17 protein-coding genes and 1 tRNA gene are annotated in these 14,706 nt (G+C 70.9%); 6 read left to right on the top strand and 12 right to left on the bottom strand.

Annotated features, from left to right (window positions below; all coding sequences use genetic code 11):
- Positions 1–22: 22 nt before the first annotated feature.
- Complete coding sequence (locus P2T37_RS09085; RefSeq protein WP_276233596.1) at positions 23–799, bottom strand: plastocyanin/azurin family copper-binding protein; 777 nt, start codon at positions 797–799, stop codon at positions 23–25.
- A 115-nt stretch (positions 800–914) separates the two neighbouring features.
- Between P2T37_RS09085 and P2T37_RS09080 the strand changes: the two genes are divergently transcribed.
- Positions 915–1,151, top strand: coding sequence for a PRC-barrel domain-containing protein (locus P2T37_RS09080; protein WP_276233595.1), 237 nt, complete (start codon positions 915–917; stop codon positions 1,149–1,151).
- Positions 1,152–1,613: an NOB1 family endonuclease gene (locus tag P2T37_RS09075; protein ID WP_276233594.1), complete on the top strand. Its 462-nt coding sequence runs from the start codon at positions 1,152–1,154 to the stop codon at positions 1,611–1,613.
- A gap of 1 nt (position 1,614) precedes the next feature.
- Here P2T37_RS09075 and P2T37_RS09070 read toward each other — a convergent pair whose 3' ends face one another.
- Positions 1,615–2,562 (bottom strand): lamin tail domain-containing protein, encoded by a 948-nt coding sequence (locus P2T37_RS09070; RefSeq protein WP_276233593.1) that lies wholly within the window; start codon positions 2,560–2,562, stop codon positions 1,615–1,617.
- Positions 2,563–2,689: 127 nt separating this feature from the next.
- Between P2T37_RS09070 and P2T37_RS09065 the strand changes: the two genes are divergently transcribed.
- Positions 2,690–3,424 (top strand): TMEM165/GDT1 family protein, encoded by a 735-nt coding sequence (locus tag P2T37_RS09065; protein ID WP_276233592.1) that lies wholly within the window; start codon positions 2,690–2,692, stop codon positions 3,422–3,424.
- Here P2T37_RS09065 and P2T37_RS09060 read toward each other — a convergent pair whose 3' ends face one another.
- The 3 genes from P2T37_RS09060 to pepF form a co-directional block, all read right to left on the bottom strand.
- Positions 3,425–3,559, bottom strand: a complete 135-nt coding sequence (locus P2T37_RS09060) for a hypothetical protein (RefSeq protein ID WP_276233591.1) — start codon at positions 3,557–3,559, stop codon at positions 3,425–3,427.
- Positions 3,560–3,660: 101 nt separating this feature from the next.
- Positions 3,661–4,881: a proteasome-activating nucleotidase Pan2 gene (pan2, locus tag P2T37_RS09055; protein WP_276233590.1), complete on the bottom strand. Its 1,221-nt coding sequence runs from the start codon at positions 4,879–4,881 to the stop codon at positions 3,661–3,663.
- Between the two features lie 80 nt (positions 4,882–4,961).
- The gene (pepF, locus tag P2T37_RS09050) at positions 4,962–6,752 is read right to left on the bottom strand and encodes an oligoendopeptidase F (RefSeq protein ID WP_276233589.1); all 1,791 of its coding nucleotides are present in this window, start codon (positions 6,750–6,752) and stop codon (positions 4,962–4,964) included.
- An 84-nt stretch (positions 6,753–6,836) separates the two neighbouring features.
- Between pepF and P2T37_RS09045 the strand changes: the two genes are divergently transcribed.
- A complete protein-coding gene (locus P2T37_RS09045) occupies positions 6,837–8,177 on the top strand; it encodes a M28 family metallopeptidase (RefSeq protein ID WP_276233587.1) in 1,341 nt (446 codons plus the stop codon).
- Here P2T37_RS09045 and truA read toward each other — a convergent pair.
- The 6 genes from truA to P2T37_RS09015 all read right to left on the bottom strand — a co-directional run bounded on the left by truA (position 8,174) and on the right by P2T37_RS09015 (position 13,585).
- Complete coding sequence (gene truA / locus P2T37_RS09040) at positions 8,174–9,034, bottom strand: tRNA pseudouridine(38-40) synthase TruA (protein ID WP_276233586.1); 861 nt, start codon at positions 9,032–9,034, stop codon at positions 8,174–8,176. The genes P2T37_RS09045 and truA overlap by 4 nt on opposite strands.
- A 4-nt stretch (positions 9,035–9,038) precedes the next feature.
- Entirely contained in the window at positions 9,039–10,346 is a 1,308-nt protein-coding gene (gene hisS / locus P2T37_RS09035) for a histidine--tRNA ligase (protein WP_276233585.1), read from the bottom strand.
- Between the two features lie 45 nt (positions 10,347–10,391).
- Complete coding sequence (locus P2T37_RS09030; protein WP_276233584.1) at positions 10,392–10,547, bottom strand: CopG family transcriptional regulator; 156 nt, start codon at positions 10,545–10,547, stop codon at positions 10,392–10,394.
- A 69-nt stretch (positions 10,548–10,616) separates the two neighbouring features.
- On the bottom strand, positions 10,617–11,366 hold the full coding sequence (locus P2T37_RS09025) for a CPBP family intramembrane glutamic endopeptidase (RefSeq protein ID WP_276233583.1): 750 nt from the start codon (positions 11,364–11,366) through the stop codon (positions 10,617–10,619).
- Between the two features lie 31 nt (positions 11,367–11,397).
- On the bottom strand, positions 11,398–12,684 hold the full coding sequence (locus P2T37_RS09020; protein WP_276233582.1) for a glucose-6-phosphate isomerase: 1,287 nt from the start codon (positions 12,682–12,684) through the stop codon (positions 11,398–11,400).
- 70 nt (positions 12,685–12,754) lie between these two features.
- Positions 12,755–13,585, bottom strand: a complete 831-nt coding sequence (locus P2T37_RS09015; RefSeq protein ID WP_276233581.1) for an NAD+ synthase — start codon at positions 13,583–13,585, stop codon at positions 12,755–12,757.
- Between the two features lie 134 nt (positions 13,586–13,719).
- On the opposite strand from P2T37_RS09015, the gene P2T37_RS09010 reads away from it, so the two are divergent.
- Together P2T37_RS09010 and P2T37_RS09005 are read left to right on the top strand one after the other, a co-directional pair.
- Positions 13,720–13,790, top strand: a tRNA-Gly gene (locus P2T37_RS09010).
- A gap of 106 nt (positions 13,791–13,896) precedes the next feature.
- The gene (locus tag P2T37_RS09005; protein WP_276233580.1) at positions 13,897–14,316 is read left to right on the top strand and encodes a BGTF surface domain-containing protein; all 420 of its coding nucleotides are present in this window, start codon (positions 13,897–13,899) and stop codon (positions 14,314–14,316) included.
- Positions 14,317–14,326: 10 nt separating this feature from the next.
- On the opposite strand, the gene P2T37_RS09000 is transcribed toward P2T37_RS09005, so the two are convergent.
- The gene (locus tag P2T37_RS09000; RefSeq protein WP_276233579.1) at positions 14,327–14,689 is read right to left on the bottom strand and encodes a cupin domain-containing protein; all 363 of its coding nucleotides are present in this window, start codon (positions 14,687–14,689) and stop codon (positions 14,327–14,329) included.
- Between the last annotated feature and the right edge of the window lie 17 nt (positions 14,690–14,706).

Raw genomic sequence — 14,706 nt, 5'->3', positions numbered from 1 at the left:
CTTTCAGAAGCCCGCTCCGGCGCTACTCGACGGTGAAGGAGCCGGTCATCCCCACGCTCCGGTGGGGGTCACAGTGGTACGCGTACTCCCCGGGCACCTCGAAGGTGTAGCTGTGGGTCGTCCCGCTCCCGTAGGTCGTCTCGTCCCTCCCGGGCCACGAGGCGCCCGACGGCTGGCGCTCGGGCGAGACGTTGTGGCCCGCGCCGTCCCACTCCCAGCGGACCGTCTCGCCCGCGCTCACGGTGAACTCCGCCGGGTCGAAGCGGAGCGCCCCGTCCGGCGCGACGGTGACGACGAGGTCGGCCTCGGGGGTCGCCGTCGGCTCCTCGGTGGCGGTCGGGGTCTCGGTCTCCGTCGCCGTCTCCGTCGCCGTCGCCGGGTCGCCGACCGTCAGCGTCCCGACCATCCCCGCTCCCCGATGGGGTGCACAGTAGTAGTCGTACGTTCCCTCGTCCTCGAAGGTGTGCTCGTGGACGTAGCCGGCGTCGTGGAGCGTCGTTCCGGTGCCCTGCCAGTCGCCGGACGCCCCGTCGGGCGTTACGCTGTGACCGCCCGAGCGCCACACCCACGCGACGGTCGCGCCGGGGTCGACGCTCGCCTCGGCGGGGTCGAACGCGAGGCTCCCGCCCGGCCCCACCTCGACCACGAGGTCGGCGTCCGGCGCGGCCGGGGTCGCGGTCGCCGTGGCGGTCGCGGTCGGTTCGTCCGTCGCAGTGGCCGTCGGGTCGCCGCCCGAACAGCCCGCGAGGGCGACGACACCCAGCGGCGCGACACGGCCCAGGAACGCGCGTCTCTCCATGGCCGGGGGTCGAAGCCCACGCGTAAAGCGGTTGACCCGAATCGGGCCCGAAAGCGGCTGACGCGCGTCGGACGACGCCCGTGTCGTTTATGTGTTGGCACCCGTATCGCGCGCCATGAGCGAGATACTCGCCGAGAACCTCTCGGAGAAGCGCGTGGTCGGCTCCGACGGCTCCGAGATCGGGATGCTGTACAACGTGACGATGGACTACAAGAGCGGGCGGCTGAACCACCTGCTCGTCGAGCCCGCCGAGGGCGTCACCATCGACTTCGAGATGGACGACCGCGGCCGCTACCACGTCCCCGTCTCCGAGGTGCAGGCGGTGAAGGACCACATCGTCGTCGCCCGGTAGATGCGCGTTCTGGACGCCTCAGCCTTCATCGACGACTACACGACCGACGACGAGGTCGTGACCGTCCCGAGCGTCCGCGAGGAGCTCACCGACGATTCCTCGGGGTACCGCTTCGACGCGCTGGAGGGCGCGGGGATGCGCCTCCACGTCCCCGGCGACGGCCCGCGCGAACAGGTCGAGCGCGCGGCCCGCACGACGGGCGACTTCACCGAGCTCTCGGACGTGGACCTGCGCCTGCTCGCGGCCGCGTTCGAACTCGGCGCGACGCTCGTCACCGACGACTACGCGATGCAGAACGTCGCGGAGGAACTCGACGTGTCCGTGGACGCGGTGGCGAAGGAGGGTATCGAGGAGCAGCGCGACTGGGACTACCAGTGTCAGGGCTGCGGCCGGGTCTACGACGGCCACCGCGAGCGCTGCGAGATATGCGGCTCTGACCTCGAACGCAAGAACCCGCAGTAGCTCAGTACGTCCGCTCCGCGACCACGGTGCCGTTCGCCGCCCGCACCGTCACCGTGTCGCCCCCGTTGTTCCACACCGCCCCCGTCCGCCCCCAGTAGACGTCGGTGTCGGTGTCCTCGCCGCTCCCGGTGTGGAGCCGGACGCTCGCGCCGGGCGACAGCGTCAGGGTCCCGAACTCGTAGACGTGGTCCGCGGCGTCCGAGACGGTCCACCCCGACAGGTCGAGCGGGTCGTCGCCGCGGTTCGTGAGGGTGACGTACTCGTCGTTGAGGTTGTCGTTGTCGTTCCCCTCGGCGTCGGCGTGGACGCCGATAGCGAGGCCCGAGGCGCTCGCCGTCACGGTCGCCGTCGCGGACGCGGTCGGCGGCGACTCCGTCGCGCACTCCCACAGCCCCGTCCCCGAGGACATCGCCGACGACTCGGCGGCGCGGAACGGGTCCGCGAGCGAGAACGACGAGTCGTACACGCGGGCGTAGCCGTCCGCGACGAGGCCGTAGTTCACGTTCCGGTCCTCGTGGACGACGTACGCGAGCAGGCGGCCGTAGTAGCCCCGGCGGTCGAGGTTCTCGTCGAACGCGAGGCCGACCTCGGCGCCGGTCAGCCGCTCCTTCATCCGCTCGCTCGCGGCCTCGCCCCACCGGCGCAGACAGTCGCGCCCGGCCTCGGTCTCGGGGACACCCTCGAACTCGTCGGGGCTGTTCTCCGCGTGGACCTCGGGCGTGTCCACGCCGACCAGCCGGACGGTGTCGGCGGTGCCGTTCGGGTACTCGATCTCCACCGTGTCGCCGTCCACGACGCGCGTGACGGTGACCGTCAGGTCCGCCTCGGGGACGGACGGGGCGTCGGCGCGCGGCGTCGCGTCCCCGGCCTCCGTCGGCGACACGGGGACGCCGCTACAGCCGGCGACGACGAGCGCGAGCGCGAGCGCACAGGCGGCGAGGGGGCGCATACCCGACACACGGACGCGGGCGACATAACGCCACTCCCGGTTTCCCAACCTTGATGAATTAGTCTCGTCTAATCCTCGGATAAGTACCGATGAATCCGCTCGACACGACGCCGGGGGTGAGCGCCGGGTGGCTCCGTGGCTGGAGGTAGCCACGATAGCGTTCGTCGCCCAGCTCACCGTGCTCCCGGGCGAGAAGGTCCAGTTCATCATCGCCGGGCTCTCGACGCAGTTCCACCCGGCGCTCGTCGTCTCCGCGGCGGGCGCGGCCTTCGCCGGGTGGACCGTGCTGGAGATACTGCTCGGCAGCTACCTGCAGAGCGCCATCGCCGGCGTGTACCTCGACGCCGCGACGGGACTGCTGTTCGTCGTCTTCGCGTTCCTGTTGTTCCGGAGCGCGCCGTCGCCGGGGAGCGACCCGTCCGAGATGGTCGGCGACGACGTGCCGAGCGAGCCGTCCGGGTCGGCCGTGGAGCGCGCCGGCATCACCGACGGCGGGGAACTCGACGTGCAGGTGCCCGTCGTCGGCTGGCAGGTGCCCAACTCGCTCGGGGGCTTTCTCCCCATCTTCGCGCTGATGGCGTTCGGCGAGTTCGGCGACAAGACCCAGCTCGTCACCATCGGCCTCGCCGCCCAGTACGCGCAGGGCACCGCCATCTGGGTCGGGGAGATGGCCGCCATCATTCCGGTGAGCATCGTCAACGCGCTGTTCTTCTACCGGTTCAGCCACCGGTTCGACGCGCGGAAGGCCCACTTCGCGGGCGCGGCGCTGTTCGCCTTCTTCGGCGTCGATACCCTGCAGGCGCTCGTCACGGGCGTCTCGGTCTGGGAGACGCTCGTCGGGGCGGTCGGCGCGCTGCTGTAGTCAGGCGAGCGTCCGCAGGCTGACGAAGTGGTCGCCGTGGCTGAGTTCGTGGGCCGACGCCCGCTCGTGGGCCTCCACGCAGTCCTCGAAGCGTCGGTCCAGCGAGCAGCCGTCACAGGTGATTCGACAGGCCATGTGAGGAGATAGCACAGTCATCCGGATTAAGCGTTGCGCCGGAAGGGTCAGGATAGCGCGAGCGTTTCGGACGGGAAAGCGGGGGAACCGAGAACGGGACCTCAGTAGAACGCGACCGGCGTGCCCGTCGCCTCGTCGCGCTCGATCTTCTCCAGCGCGGCCTCGAAGTCCTCGGTGCGGACCTCGGTGCGGCCCTCGCGGATGGCGAACATCCCGGCCTCGGTACACAGCGACTCCAGTTCCGCGCCCGAGAACCCCTCGGTCTCCTCGGCGAGGTCGGCGAACGCCACCTCGTCGGCGAGGCTCATCTCCCGGGTGTGGATCTCGAGGATGCGCTCGCGGCCCTCGGCGTCGGGTTCGGGCACCTCGATGAGGCGGTCGAAGCGGCCGGGCCGGAGGATGGCCCCGTCGAGCATGTCGAAGCGGTTGGTGGCGGCGATGATTGAGACGTCGCCGCGCTCCTCGAAGCCGTCCATCTCCGAGAGCAGCTGCATCATCGTCCGCTGGACCTCGGCGTCGCCGGAGGTCTTCGACTCCGTGCGCTTCGAGGCGATGGCGTCTATCTCGTCGATGAAGACGATGGCGGGCTCGTGTTCGGCCGCGAGCTCGAAGAGGTCGCGCACGAGGCGTGCGCCCTCGCCGATGAACTTCTGGACGAGTTCGGAGCCGGCCATCTTGATGAAGGTGGCGTCGGTCTCGTTGGCGACGGCCTTCGCGAGCATCGTCTTCCCGGTGCCCGGCGGGCCGTGGAGCAGGACGCCGGTCGGCGGCTCGATGCCGACCTGCTCGAACTGCTCGGGGTTGGCGAGCGGGTCCTCGACGGCCTCGCGCACCTCCCGGACCTGCTCGTCGATGCCGCCGATGTCGGCGTACTCGACGGACGGCTTCTTCGTCACCTGCATCGCCTGCGCCCGGGCGTCGGTCTCGTCGTCCAGGAGCCGCTGGACGGCGAAGGAGTCGTTGATGGCGACGCGGTCGCCGGCCGCCAGCTCGTCGGAGAGGCGCGGCGACACGTCGGTCAGGACCTCCTGGTTGTTGCCGTGCTGCTTGAGGACGACCTCCTCGTCGTCGCCGACCTCCTCGACCGTGGCGATGTACAGCGACGAGGTCTTGAGCGCCTCGTTCTCCCGCTGGAGCCCGTCGACCTCCTCGCGGAGCTCGTCCTGCTGCTCGCGGGCGTCCTCCAGCTGGGTCGCCAGCTCGTCGTGGACGGTCACGATATCCTCGAAGTGGTCGCGGAGCGCGTCGAGCCGCTCCGACTGTGTCATGTCCGGATCGAGATCGAGCTTGGGCCGTTCCGGAAGCGAGGGACTGCGAGACATCTAGCTACTTCGGATTAGGAGCGTGCGTAAATGTGTCTTTGGGTCGTCCCACGACCGGCCGGAACCGGCCGCTCGCCGGCTCAGGCGAGGTCCTCGAACTCCGCGACGTAGCCCTCGTAGGCGTCGATGGCGGCCCGTACCGGCGCCGGCGTCGCCATGTCCACGCCCGCGCCGCGCAGCAGTTCGAGCGGGTACTCCCGCGACCCCTGCTTCAGGAAGTCGAGGTAGTCCGTCGCGGCCGGCTCGCCCTCGTCGAGGATGCGCTCGACGATGGCGTTCGCGGCGGAGATGCCGGTGGCGTACTGGTAGACGTAGTAGTTGTAGTAGAAGTGGGGGATACGCATCCACTCGCGCTCGATGCGCTCGTCCACGTCGGCGTTCGCGTAGTACTCCCGCTTCAGGTCGCCGTACGTCTCGTCGAGCGTGTCCGGGGTGAGCGCGCCGCCCTCCTCGCTGATACCGTGAATCCGGTGCTCGAAGTCCGCGAACAGCGTCTGGCGGAACAGCGTCGAGCGGAACCGTTCGAGGTACTCGTCGAGGATGTGCCGGCGCAGCGTCTCGTCCTCCACGGTGTCGAGCAGGTGGTGGGTGAGGAGCGCCTCGTTCACCGTGCTCGCCACCTCCGCCGTGAATATCTCGTAGTTCGAGTAGACGTACGGCTGCTCGTCGCTCGTCAGCTCCGAGTGCATCGAGTGGCCGAGTTCGTGCGCGAGCGTGAACACCGAGGCCGCGTCGTCCTGGTAGTTCATCAGGATGTACGGCTGGCTGTCGTAGGTGCCGCCGGAGTACGCGCCCGAGCGCTTGCCCGTGTTCTCGTACACGTCGACCCACCGCGACTCCAGCCCCTCGGCGAGCCGCGACTGGTAGTCCTCGCCCAGCGGGGCGACGGCCTCGACGACCCACTCCTTCGCCTGCTCGTACTCGATGTCCGGGGCCTCGTCGGCCGTGAGCGGCGCGTAGAGGTCGTACATCGCCACCTCGTCGACGCCGAGCCGGTCGGCCTTCAGGTCGACGTGGCGCTGGAGGACGTCGAGGTTGTCGCCGACCGTCTCGACCAGCGTGTCGTACACCTCGACGGGGACGTTCGGGCCGTCGAGCGCCGCCGCGCGGGCGGTGTCGTAGTCGCGGGCGCGGGCGGTCTTCACGTCCGCCTTCACGCTGTTCTTCAGCGAGGCGGCGACGGTGTTGCGGAAGTCGCCCCACTCGTCCATGTACCCCTCGTACACCCGCTGGCGGAAGTCGCGGTCCGTGTTCTTCAGCAGGGAGGTGAAGTTCGACTGCGTCACCTGCACCTCGCTCCCGTCCGGCTTCTCGACGGTCGGGAACGTCATGTCCGCGTTCGAGAGCATCCCGTAGATGTCCGACGAGGCGCCCGTGACCTCCGACAGCTCCGCGAGCAGTTCCTCCACCTCGGGCGAGCGCGTGTGCGGCTTCATCCGCATCACGTCGTCGAGGTAGTGCTCGTACCGCCGGAGCTCCGGCTCCGCGTCGAGGTAGCCGTCGAGCGTCTCCCGGTCGGCACGCTGGAGCTCCGGTTCGATGAACGAGGCCGCGCTCGACGCGTCGGAGGCGAGCGACTGGGCGCGCGCCGACAGCGCCTGGTACTCCTGGTCGCGGGTGTCCTCGTCCGAACGCATCCGCGCGTAGGAGGCGACGTTCGACACCTGCCGCATCAGCTCCTCGCGCAGTTCGAGCACGGCGAGCAGCGTGTCGGCCGACTCCGCCACGCGGCCCTCGTACTCGTCCAGCTCGTCCAGTCGCGACTCGACCGCCGCGTACGCCTCCTCCCACTCGTCGTCCGTGGCGAACATCTCGTCGAGCGCCCAGGTGTACTCCTCGTCGAGGTCGCCGCGTTCGGGAACCGAACTCATTGGCAACGTTTGCGACCCGCTCGGTGTAAACGCATCGCTATCGGGTGCCACGGGGCTTTTCGGCACGCGCGCCGTCGCCCGGGTATGGACGACGACACGATGCGCGCGCTCGCGGGGCGCGCCTACGACGACCCGTTCCCGTGGCGCTTCCTGACCGACCTCGTGGAGGCCGGCCCGCGGCTCGGCGGCTCCCCCGGCGAGCGCCGCGCGGCCGACCTCGTGGCGACGGCGTTCGAAGGGGCCGGGGCCGACCCCGAGGTGCTCGACTTCCCGATCCGGCGGTGGAAGCGCGGCGACGCCGAACTCGCGGTCCGGGTCAAGCGCGACCGGGGCACCGTCGAGCGGTCGTTCGAGGCCATCGCGCTCCCGTACTCCCCGCCGGGAGACGTACGCGCGCCCCTGACCGACGCCGGCCACGGCACGCCCGACGAGACGGACGCCGCCGACCTCGCTGGGACGGTCGCGCTCGCGGACACGGACTCACCGGGCGGCGGGCGCTACGTCCACCGGATGGAGAAGTACGGCCACGCGGTCGAGGCCGGTGCCGAGGCGTTCGTCTTCGCCCACCACGAGCCCGGTCAGCTGGCACCGACGGGGACGCTCCGGTTCGGCCACGAGGGCGCAGTGCCGGCCGTGGGCGTCTCCTACGAGACGGGCGAGTGGCTCCGCGAGTACGCCGGCGAGGGCGCGGAGATACGCCTCCGCGTCGACGCGACCACGGAGGACGGCGTCTCGCACAACACGCTCGGGCGGCTCGGCCCCGACACCGAGGAGGGAGTCCTGGTCGTCGGCCACCACGACGCCCACGACATCGCGGAGGGCGCGCTCGACAACGGCTGCGGCATCACGACCGTCGCCACGGCGGCCCGCTACCTCGCCGACGTCGACCTCGACTCGCGGGTGTGGGTCGCGGGCGTCGGCTGCGAGGAGACGGGGCTGCTCGGCGCGAGCGCGCTCGCGGAACACGTCGACCCCGACCGGGTGCGCGCGGTCGTGAACGTCGACGGCGCGGGCCGCCACCGCGACCTCCGGGCGCTCACCCACGGGAGCGACGCGAGCCGCGAGGCGGCGGAGCGCCTCTCCGAACGGGCCGGCCGGCCGGTTCACGTCGAGGGGACGCCCCACCCGTACAGCGACCACTGGCCCTTCCTGCAGCAGGGGGTGCCGGCGATACAGCTCCACAGCCAGCCCGCGACCGGCCACGAGCGCGGGCGCGGCTGGGGGCACACGTCGGCTGACACCCGCGACAAGGCCGACCCCCGGAACCTCCGCGACCACGCGCTGTTGACCGCGCTGCTCGTCGCGGACCTCGCCGGGCGGGACGTGCCGCGCCGCGACACCGACGACCTCCGGGCGGAGCTGGAGGACGCGGGGGCGGAGCCGGGGATGCGCGCCGCGGGCGTCTGGCCCGACGGCTGGGACTAGGGGTTCCGGCTCGCGCCCGAGCGGAGCCGCGCCGCGACCCGCGCGCCCGTCTCGCGGCGGATACGTCGCTCCTCGAAGACGGTCCGCGCGCTCGTCGCGGCGGCCTCGTCCACGGCGAAGTCGAGGTCGTACTCGACCCGACGAAGCAACAGGGGTTCGGGCGCCGCGGGGCCGATACCGTCGGGCCCCTGCAGGTGCTCGTCGGAGAGGACGCGCTCGACGTGGTCGATACGGCGCTCGCCCGTCGCCACGGCCGCGACGAGGCCGACCGCCCGCCGGACGAACTCACGGGGAAACCCGCCGGCCGCGAACGTACAGACGAGGAAGTCCCCGTCGCGCTCGCAGGCGGCGGCGAGGTCGCGGTCCGTGCCCTCGGCGTCGGGCGTGAGGTTGTGGAAGTCGTGCTCGCCCGAGAGCCGGTCGCAGACCTCCGCGGCGAGGCTCGCGACGGTGTCGCTCGCTCGTTCCGCGGTCTCGCTGCGCTCGCCCGCGCGGTCCGCTTCCGGGGCGTGGAGGTGGTACTCGTAGCCGCGCCGCCGGGCGTCGTACTGCGCGTGGAAGCCGTCGGGCGCGTCGGCGCTCGCCCACGCCCGCACGTCCCCGGGGAGTTCGGCGTTGAGCGCGGCGGGCGTGAGCCACTCGGGCGCGTCGAGCGAGACGGTCTGGGCGACGGCGGAGACGCCCGCGTCGGTCCGGCCCGCGGCGGCGTAGCCGTCCGGCGGGGTGGTCGGCGTCTCCGCGACCCCGAGCGCGGCGAGCGCGCGGAACAGTTCGTTCTCGACCGTCTCGGCGTGGGGCTGGCGCTGGTAGCCGCGGTAGCCGGTGCCGTCGTACGCGACCCGGAAGGCGCGGCGCATCCCGCTACTCGTAGTCCTCGTACGTCGGGCGGCCCGACTCCGGCGGGAACTCGGCGACGGGGACGGTCGTCTGGTCGCCCGAGTCCATGTCCTTCAGCGTCACCTCGTCGTTCGCGAGGTCCTGTTCGCCCACGATGACGACCGTCTCGGCGTCGATGCTATCGGCGTAGCCCATCTGCGCGCCGAAGCTCCGGCCCGACACGTCCGTCTCGACCACGTGGCCGAGCGCGCGGAGGTCGCGGGCCATCGCCGCGGCCTCGGCCTCGGTGTCGCCCACCTGCAGGACGTAGTAGTCGGTCGAGAGCGCCTCGTCGGGGTGGACGCCGGCGCGTTCGAGCAGCAGGGGGAGCGTCGAGTACCCCTGTCCGAAGCCGACCGCGGGGGTGGGCTGGCCGCCGAACTCCTCGATGAGGTCGTCGTAGCGGCCGCCGCCCAGCACCGCGCGCGACACCTCGCCCGTCGCGTCGAAGCACTCGAAGACGACGCCCGTGTAGTAGTCCAGCCCGCGGGCCGTCTCCAGCGAGAGCTCACAGAAGTCGCCCGCGCCGAGCGCGTCCACGGCGTCGAGCACGGCGTCGAGGTTCTCGACGGCGTCGCGTATCTCGTCGCCGCCGGCGAACTCGACGAGGTCGGACAGCGAGTCGCGGTCCGTGCCGGTCAGCAGGTCGTCGAACTCGGCGGCCTCGTCGTACGAGAGGCCGGCCCCGGCGAGCAGGTCGTGGTACTCCGCCGTGGAAACCTTCTCGCTCTTGTCGACGGCGCGAATCGCGGCGCGCACGTCCACGTCGGCGTCGAACGAGCGGAGCAGCGCGCCGAGGATGTCGCGGTGCGAGACGCGGACGTCCACGTCGTCGGCCGTCAGCCCGAAGTCGGCGAGGTAGTCGGCCGCGAGCGCGATGACCTCGGCGTCGGCGCGCGGGTCGTCCGTGCCGAAGATATCGACGTTCGTCTGGTAGAACTCGCGGAAGCGACCCTGCTGGACCTGTTCGTACCGCCAGAACGGCCGCGTCGAGAACCACTTGATGGGCTTCGACAGCTCCTGTTGTTTCGCCGTGACCATCCGCGCGACGGTCGGGGTGAGCTCCGGCGCGAGGGTGACGTGGCGGCCGCCCTTGTCCTCGAAGGCGTACAGCTCGTCGACGATGTCCTCGCCGGACTTGTCGGTCCACATCTCCGCGCGTTCGAGGAACGGCGTCCCGACCTCTCGGAAGCCGTAGCGACGACACGCGTCCTCGACGGTGTCCACCACCTCGCGGCGCGCGGCCATCTCCTCGGGGTAGAAGTCGCGGAACCCCTTCAGCCGGTCGTACATACCGTCGGCTTCCCGCGGCCCGGGTAAACGTGCTACGGTCGGGGGTCACTCCGTGACGCGTCGCTCGGTCCCCTCGACCTCCTCCAGGCCCAGCTCGACGAGCTGTGCGACGACCTCGGACTCGGAGAGGTCGAACTCGCGCGCCAACGCCTCGATCTCGCGGGCGGTGGCCGGCGAGGGCGCGAAGGTGAAACGGCGCATGGCCGTGCTACTCTACACCACACAATAAAGACACGTCAGACGGCCGTCAGCCGAGCGTCGGAGCCGGGGTCAGACGGCTCCGGTGCCGCGGAGGTACAGGCTGAGGAAGGTGAACGCGTTGTACGTCCCGTGGATGAACACCGGAACGAGGATGTTCCCCGTCCGCTCGTACACCGCGCCGAAGACGAGGCTGAGCATGAAGATGACGGACAGCGACGCGACGATCTCCGTCGGCGTTCCGGTGATGCCGAGACCGTGGGCGGCGGCGAAGACGACGGACGCGACGACGATAGCCGGCACGACGCCGTACGACTCCCTGAGGATTCCCTGTATCGCCCCGCGGAACAGCAGTTCCTCGCCGGGTCCGACGAGCAGGTAGGAGAACGGGATGGAGTACAGGGCGAGCGTCGGCGTGTCGAGACTCTGCTCGACTATCGTCTGGGTTCCCGTCTCGATGCCGAGCGCGGTGTAGACGGCGTTGAGGAGTATGAGCCCCGCGAACAGCACGAACACGCCGCCGACGGCGTAGCCGGCGTCGCGAACGGTCGGCCGTCGGACCGAGACGAGGTCGAACCGGTCGCGGACACGCAGGAACACGAGCGACGCGACGAGGAAACCGATGCCCTGGAGCGCGATCACGTTGAGGACGGTCTGGGTGACGACGCTCCCCTGAACGTCGACGCCGCCCAGTACGGCGAGGTTTCCGAGGACGGCGAACGCGACGATTCCGGTCAGGAAGCCGCCGCCGGCCAGCATGACCGCCTTCACCAGCGGCAGGAGACCGGGCGAGGACTCGTCCGAGACGGGCGGGGTGGACACAGGCCCCCTAACGGCCAGCGGACAATACCTCTTACTCAATCCGGTACTCGCGCTTCCCCCGGACGGCCGCGGCCTCCTCGGTCTCGCCCGCGCCGAGCAGCCCGCGGGCCGCGTTCTTCCCCCACTCGACCGCCGGCTGGGTGAACGTCTCGACGCCCATCAGTTCGCCAGCGAGGACGCAGGCCGCCTCGAAGGAGAACAGCAGGTCCCCGACGCCGCGGGCGTCCACGCGCTCGACTTCGACCCGGACGTTCGGCTGTCGCGCCGCCGCGAGGCTCGCCTCCGTCGCCTCGAACTCCGCGTCCAGCAGTTCCCCGAGCGTCGCGTCCCCCAGGTAGGCGAGTCCCTCGACGTCCGTGTCGGGTATCGCGCGGTCGTCGCGCTCCGTCGCGCGCAGGAGGGTGACGACCTTGTCGTGGCGGCCCGCGCGGTACAGTTGCAGCTGGGAGTGCTGGTCCGTCGCGCCGAGCGCCCGCGCCGGGGTCTGGCCCTGTCCCTCCTTCCCGAGCGACTCGGCCCACAGCTGTGCGAACCACTCCGCGAACGGCTCCAGCGCCTCGGCGTAGGGAACGAAGGCGTTGGTGTGTGCGCCGCGCCGCTCCAGCGCGACCGCGACCGCGCCGTAGGCGTACGCGGGGCAGTCGAACAGGCTCCCCGAGAGCGTGTCGCGGGCCTCGCGGGCACCGGCGAGGACCGCCTCGGCGTCGTGGCCGAGTATCGCCGCGGGCACCAGCCCCACGGCCGACAGCGCCGAGAAGCGGCCCGGGACGCCCTCGGGCACCGCGAGCGTCGGAAGGTCCTCCGCGTCGGCGAGGTCGGCGAGCGGCCCCGTCTCGCCCGTCGTGACCGCGGTGCGCTCGGTCCAGTCCACGCCGGCGTCCTCGTACGCCTCGCGGACGACGAGGAAGTTCGCCAGCGTCTCGGCCGTCGTCCCCGAGCGCGAGACGACGTTGACGGCCGTGCGCGGGAGGTCCAGCGAGTCGAGCAGCCGCGTCGCGTGTTCGGGGTCGACGTTGTCGAGGACGTAGTGCTCCGGCTCGCCCAGCGCCGCCGTCACCGTCCGCGCGCCCAGCGCCGACCCGCCGATGCCGACCGTGAGGACGGCGTCGGCGTCCACGTCGGCGACGGCGCGCTCGATACCCGACGCGCTCGTCGTCTCCGGGAGGTTCAGGCTCGCGTAGCCGAACACGGCGTTCGACATGCCGGCCGCTATCGTCTCGTGTGCGTCGGCCACCTCGGCGTCGAGCCGTTCGAGCGCCGCCTCGGAGACGCCGGGAGTGGCGACCTCCGCCAGCGCGTTCCCGATATCCACGTGCATGGTCGCGGTGGCGCGTGGCTCCGGGTTAGGCGTTCCGTCCGGCGCGCGGCGGCAAAAGGGGGACCGGCGCTCAGCGGTCCAGTTCGGCGGGCGCGGGCGGCATGTGCCGCTTGTGTTCGCTCGTCTCGACGAGTTCGACGACGCGCTCGACGGCCGACTCGGGGACGCCGAGCGTCTCGACCGTGGCGGTCCGCGAGAACGGGCCGTCGATGTGGAGCGCGAGTATCGCGTCGAGCGTGTCGTAGCCCAGCCCCATCTCCTCCTCGTCGGTCTGACCGAGCCACATCTCCGCGCTCGGCGGCTTGGTCACGAGGTCGTCGGGCACGCCGATGTGACTGGCGAGCTGGCGCACCTGTCGCTTGTAGAGGTTGCCGATGGGGTTGCAGTCCACGGCCTGGTCGCCGTACTTCGTGAAGTAGCCCGTCATCGCCTCGCTCCGGTTGCCCGTGCCGAGAACGACGCCGGACTCCGTGTTCGCGACGAAGTAGTTGAGAACCGCGCGGGTCCGCACCCGGACGTTGCCCGCGGCCATCCGGTCCTCCGCGCCCTCGGGGTAGGCGTCGAAGAAGGCGTCCACGATGGGCTCGATGTCGAGCACGTCGTACTCGATGTCGAGCATCTCCGCGACGCGCTCGGCGTCGCTCATGTTCCCCTCGGTGTTCACCTCCGAGGGCATCACCAGCCCGTGGACGGCGTCGGCGCCCAGCGCCTCGACGGCGAGGTGGCTGGTGAGCGTCGAGTCGATACCCCCCGAGAGCCCGATGACCGCTCCCTCGGCGCCGGCGTCGTCGACGACCGACGCGATGAACTCGGTGATGTGGTCGCGGTGCGCCGCCAGTTCCGCCTCCGAGAGGTCGAGCGAGACCGGACTCCCCTCGACCAGCGGCTCGGCTTGTGACATTGGAGACTCGTTGGAACGCGACGCGCAAATAGGTGCCGTACGGCCCTCGCGGGTGGACGTTCGTCCACTCTCCGCCCGGACGGCGAAGCGCTACGTTCAAGTGCGGCGCTCGGGTACGGAGGAACGCTCACAGGGTGCCGTTGGTCCAGTGGTAGGACATTAGCTTCCCAAGCTAATAGCCCGGGTTCAATTCCCGGACGGCACACTCCTCGCCTCCGCTCGCTCCCGAGTCCCATCTGCGACATCGTAACACAAGCCGGCGTTTGCGCTTCCGCCGGCTCCTTTCCCTCCTCCCTCGTAGCCGAAGCCGCATGCGAAAAGTAGCCCTCCTGTTGACGCTCGCGGTCCTCGTCCCGCTAACGGGCTGTAACGCCCTCGGCGGCGGCGCGACCGCGACCCCGACCGCGACCGAAACGCCCACGGCCACCGCGACCGCGACGCCCGTCGAGGGGACGAGCCTCGACTACGACGGCGACGCGCTCACGCTGGCGAACACGACCGACCAGCGGGTGACCGGCGTGACGGACCTCGCCGACGGCACCGAGGTGACCGTCCGCCTGCGCGCGAGCGGCGACAGCCCGTTCCTCCACACGGACACCGCGACCGTCGAGAACGGCACGTTCGCGGCGACGTTCGACCTCTCGAACGTCCCCGCGGACACGAACTTCGTGGCGACCGTGACCGCGGACGAGGTCGTCGCGGAGACGGACGGCGAGGTCGTCGCGGCGTAGTCGGGCCGCCTCAGTCCAGCCGCTTCTCTTCCACGACCGTCCGCTCGCTCTCGACGTTCCCCGTGTTGAGCGTGCCCGCCGGCTCGAACAGCAGCACGCGACACTCCTCCTCGGCGACGGGCTGGTGCTCGACGCCGGCCGGCACGACGTGGAGCTGGCCGGCCGACAGCTCGATATCGGGGTCGTCGCGCAGGCGGATGGTGAGGTCGCCCTCGTGGACGTAGAACAGTTCGTCGGCGTCGTCGTGGCGATGCCAGTCGAACTCCCCCTTCAGCCGGGCGAGCTTGACGTGCTGGCCGTTGAGTTCGGCGGCGACGTGCGGGTCCCAGAAGTCGTCGATGCGGTCGAAGGCGTCGTCGAGGTCGACTGCCATACCGGGACGTGTGCCCG

Origin of the sequence: Halosegnis marinus (assembly GCF_029338355.1) — an archaeon.
GTDB lineage: Archaea > Halobacteriota > Halobacteria > Halobacteriales > Haloarculaceae > Halosegnis > Halosegnis marinus.
The sequence above is the reverse complement of the archived record's forward strand: the minus strand, read 5'-3'. Positions and strand labels throughout refer to the sequence as shown.

Bases quoted from the DNA above. Each gene is read 5' to 3' on its own strand.
- P2T37_RS09085 (WP_276233596.1), bottom strand. From the start codon at position 799: ATGGAGAGACGCGCGTTCCTGGGCCGTGTCGCGCCGCTGGGTGTCGTC.
- P2T37_RS09080 (WP_276233595.1), top strand. From the start codon at position 915: ATGAGCGAGATACTCGCCGAGAACCTCTCGGAGAAGCGCGTGGTCGGC.
- P2T37_RS09075 (WP_276233594.1), top strand. From the start codon at position 1,152: ATGCGCGTTCTGGACGCCTCAGCCTTCATCGACGACTACACGACCGAC.
- P2T37_RS09070 (WP_276233593.1), bottom strand. From the start codon at position 2,562: ATGCGCCCCCTCGCCGCCTGTGCGCTCGCGCTCGCGCTCGTCGTCGCC.
- P2T37_RS09060 (WP_276233591.1), bottom strand. From the start codon at position 3,559: ATGGCCTGTCGAATCACCTGTGACGGCTGCTCGCTGGACCGACGCTTC.
- pan2 (WP_276233590.1), bottom strand. From the start codon at position 4,881: ATGTCTCGCAGTCCCTCGCTTCCGGAACGGCCCAAGCTCGATCTCGAT.
- pepF (WP_276233589.1), bottom strand. From the start codon at position 6,752: ATGAGTTCGGTTCCCGAACGCGGCGACCTCGACGAGGAGTACACCTGG.
- P2T37_RS09045 (WP_276233587.1), top strand. From the start codon at position 6,837: ATGGACGACGACACGATGCGCGCGCTCGCGGGGCGCGCCTACGACGAC.
- truA (WP_276233586.1), bottom strand. From the start codon at position 9,034: ATGCGCCGCGCCTTCCGGGTCGCGTACGACGGCACCGGCTACCGCGGC.
- hisS (WP_276233585.1), bottom strand. From the start codon at position 10,346: ATGTACGACCGGCTGAAGGGGTTCCGCGACTTCTACCCCGAGGAGATG.
- P2T37_RS09030 (WP_276233584.1), bottom strand. From the start codon at position 10,547: ATGCGCCGTTTCACCTTCGCGCCCTCGCCGGCCACCGCCCGCGAGATC.
- P2T37_RS09020 (WP_276233582.1), bottom strand. From the start codon at position 12,684: ATGCACGTGGATATCGGGAACGCGCTGGCGGAGGTCGCCACTCCCGGC.
- P2T37_RS09015 (WP_276233581.1), bottom strand. From the start codon at position 13,585: ATGTCACAAGCCGAGCCGCTGGTCGAGGGGAGTCCGGTCTCGCTCGAC.
- P2T37_RS09005 (WP_276233580.1), top strand. From the start codon at position 13,897: ATGCGAAAAGTAGCCCTCCTGTTGACGCTCGCGGTCCTCGTCCCGCTA.
- P2T37_RS09000 (WP_276233579.1), bottom strand. From the start codon at position 14,689: ATGGCAGTCGACCTCGACGACGCCTTCGACCGCATCGACGACTTCTGG.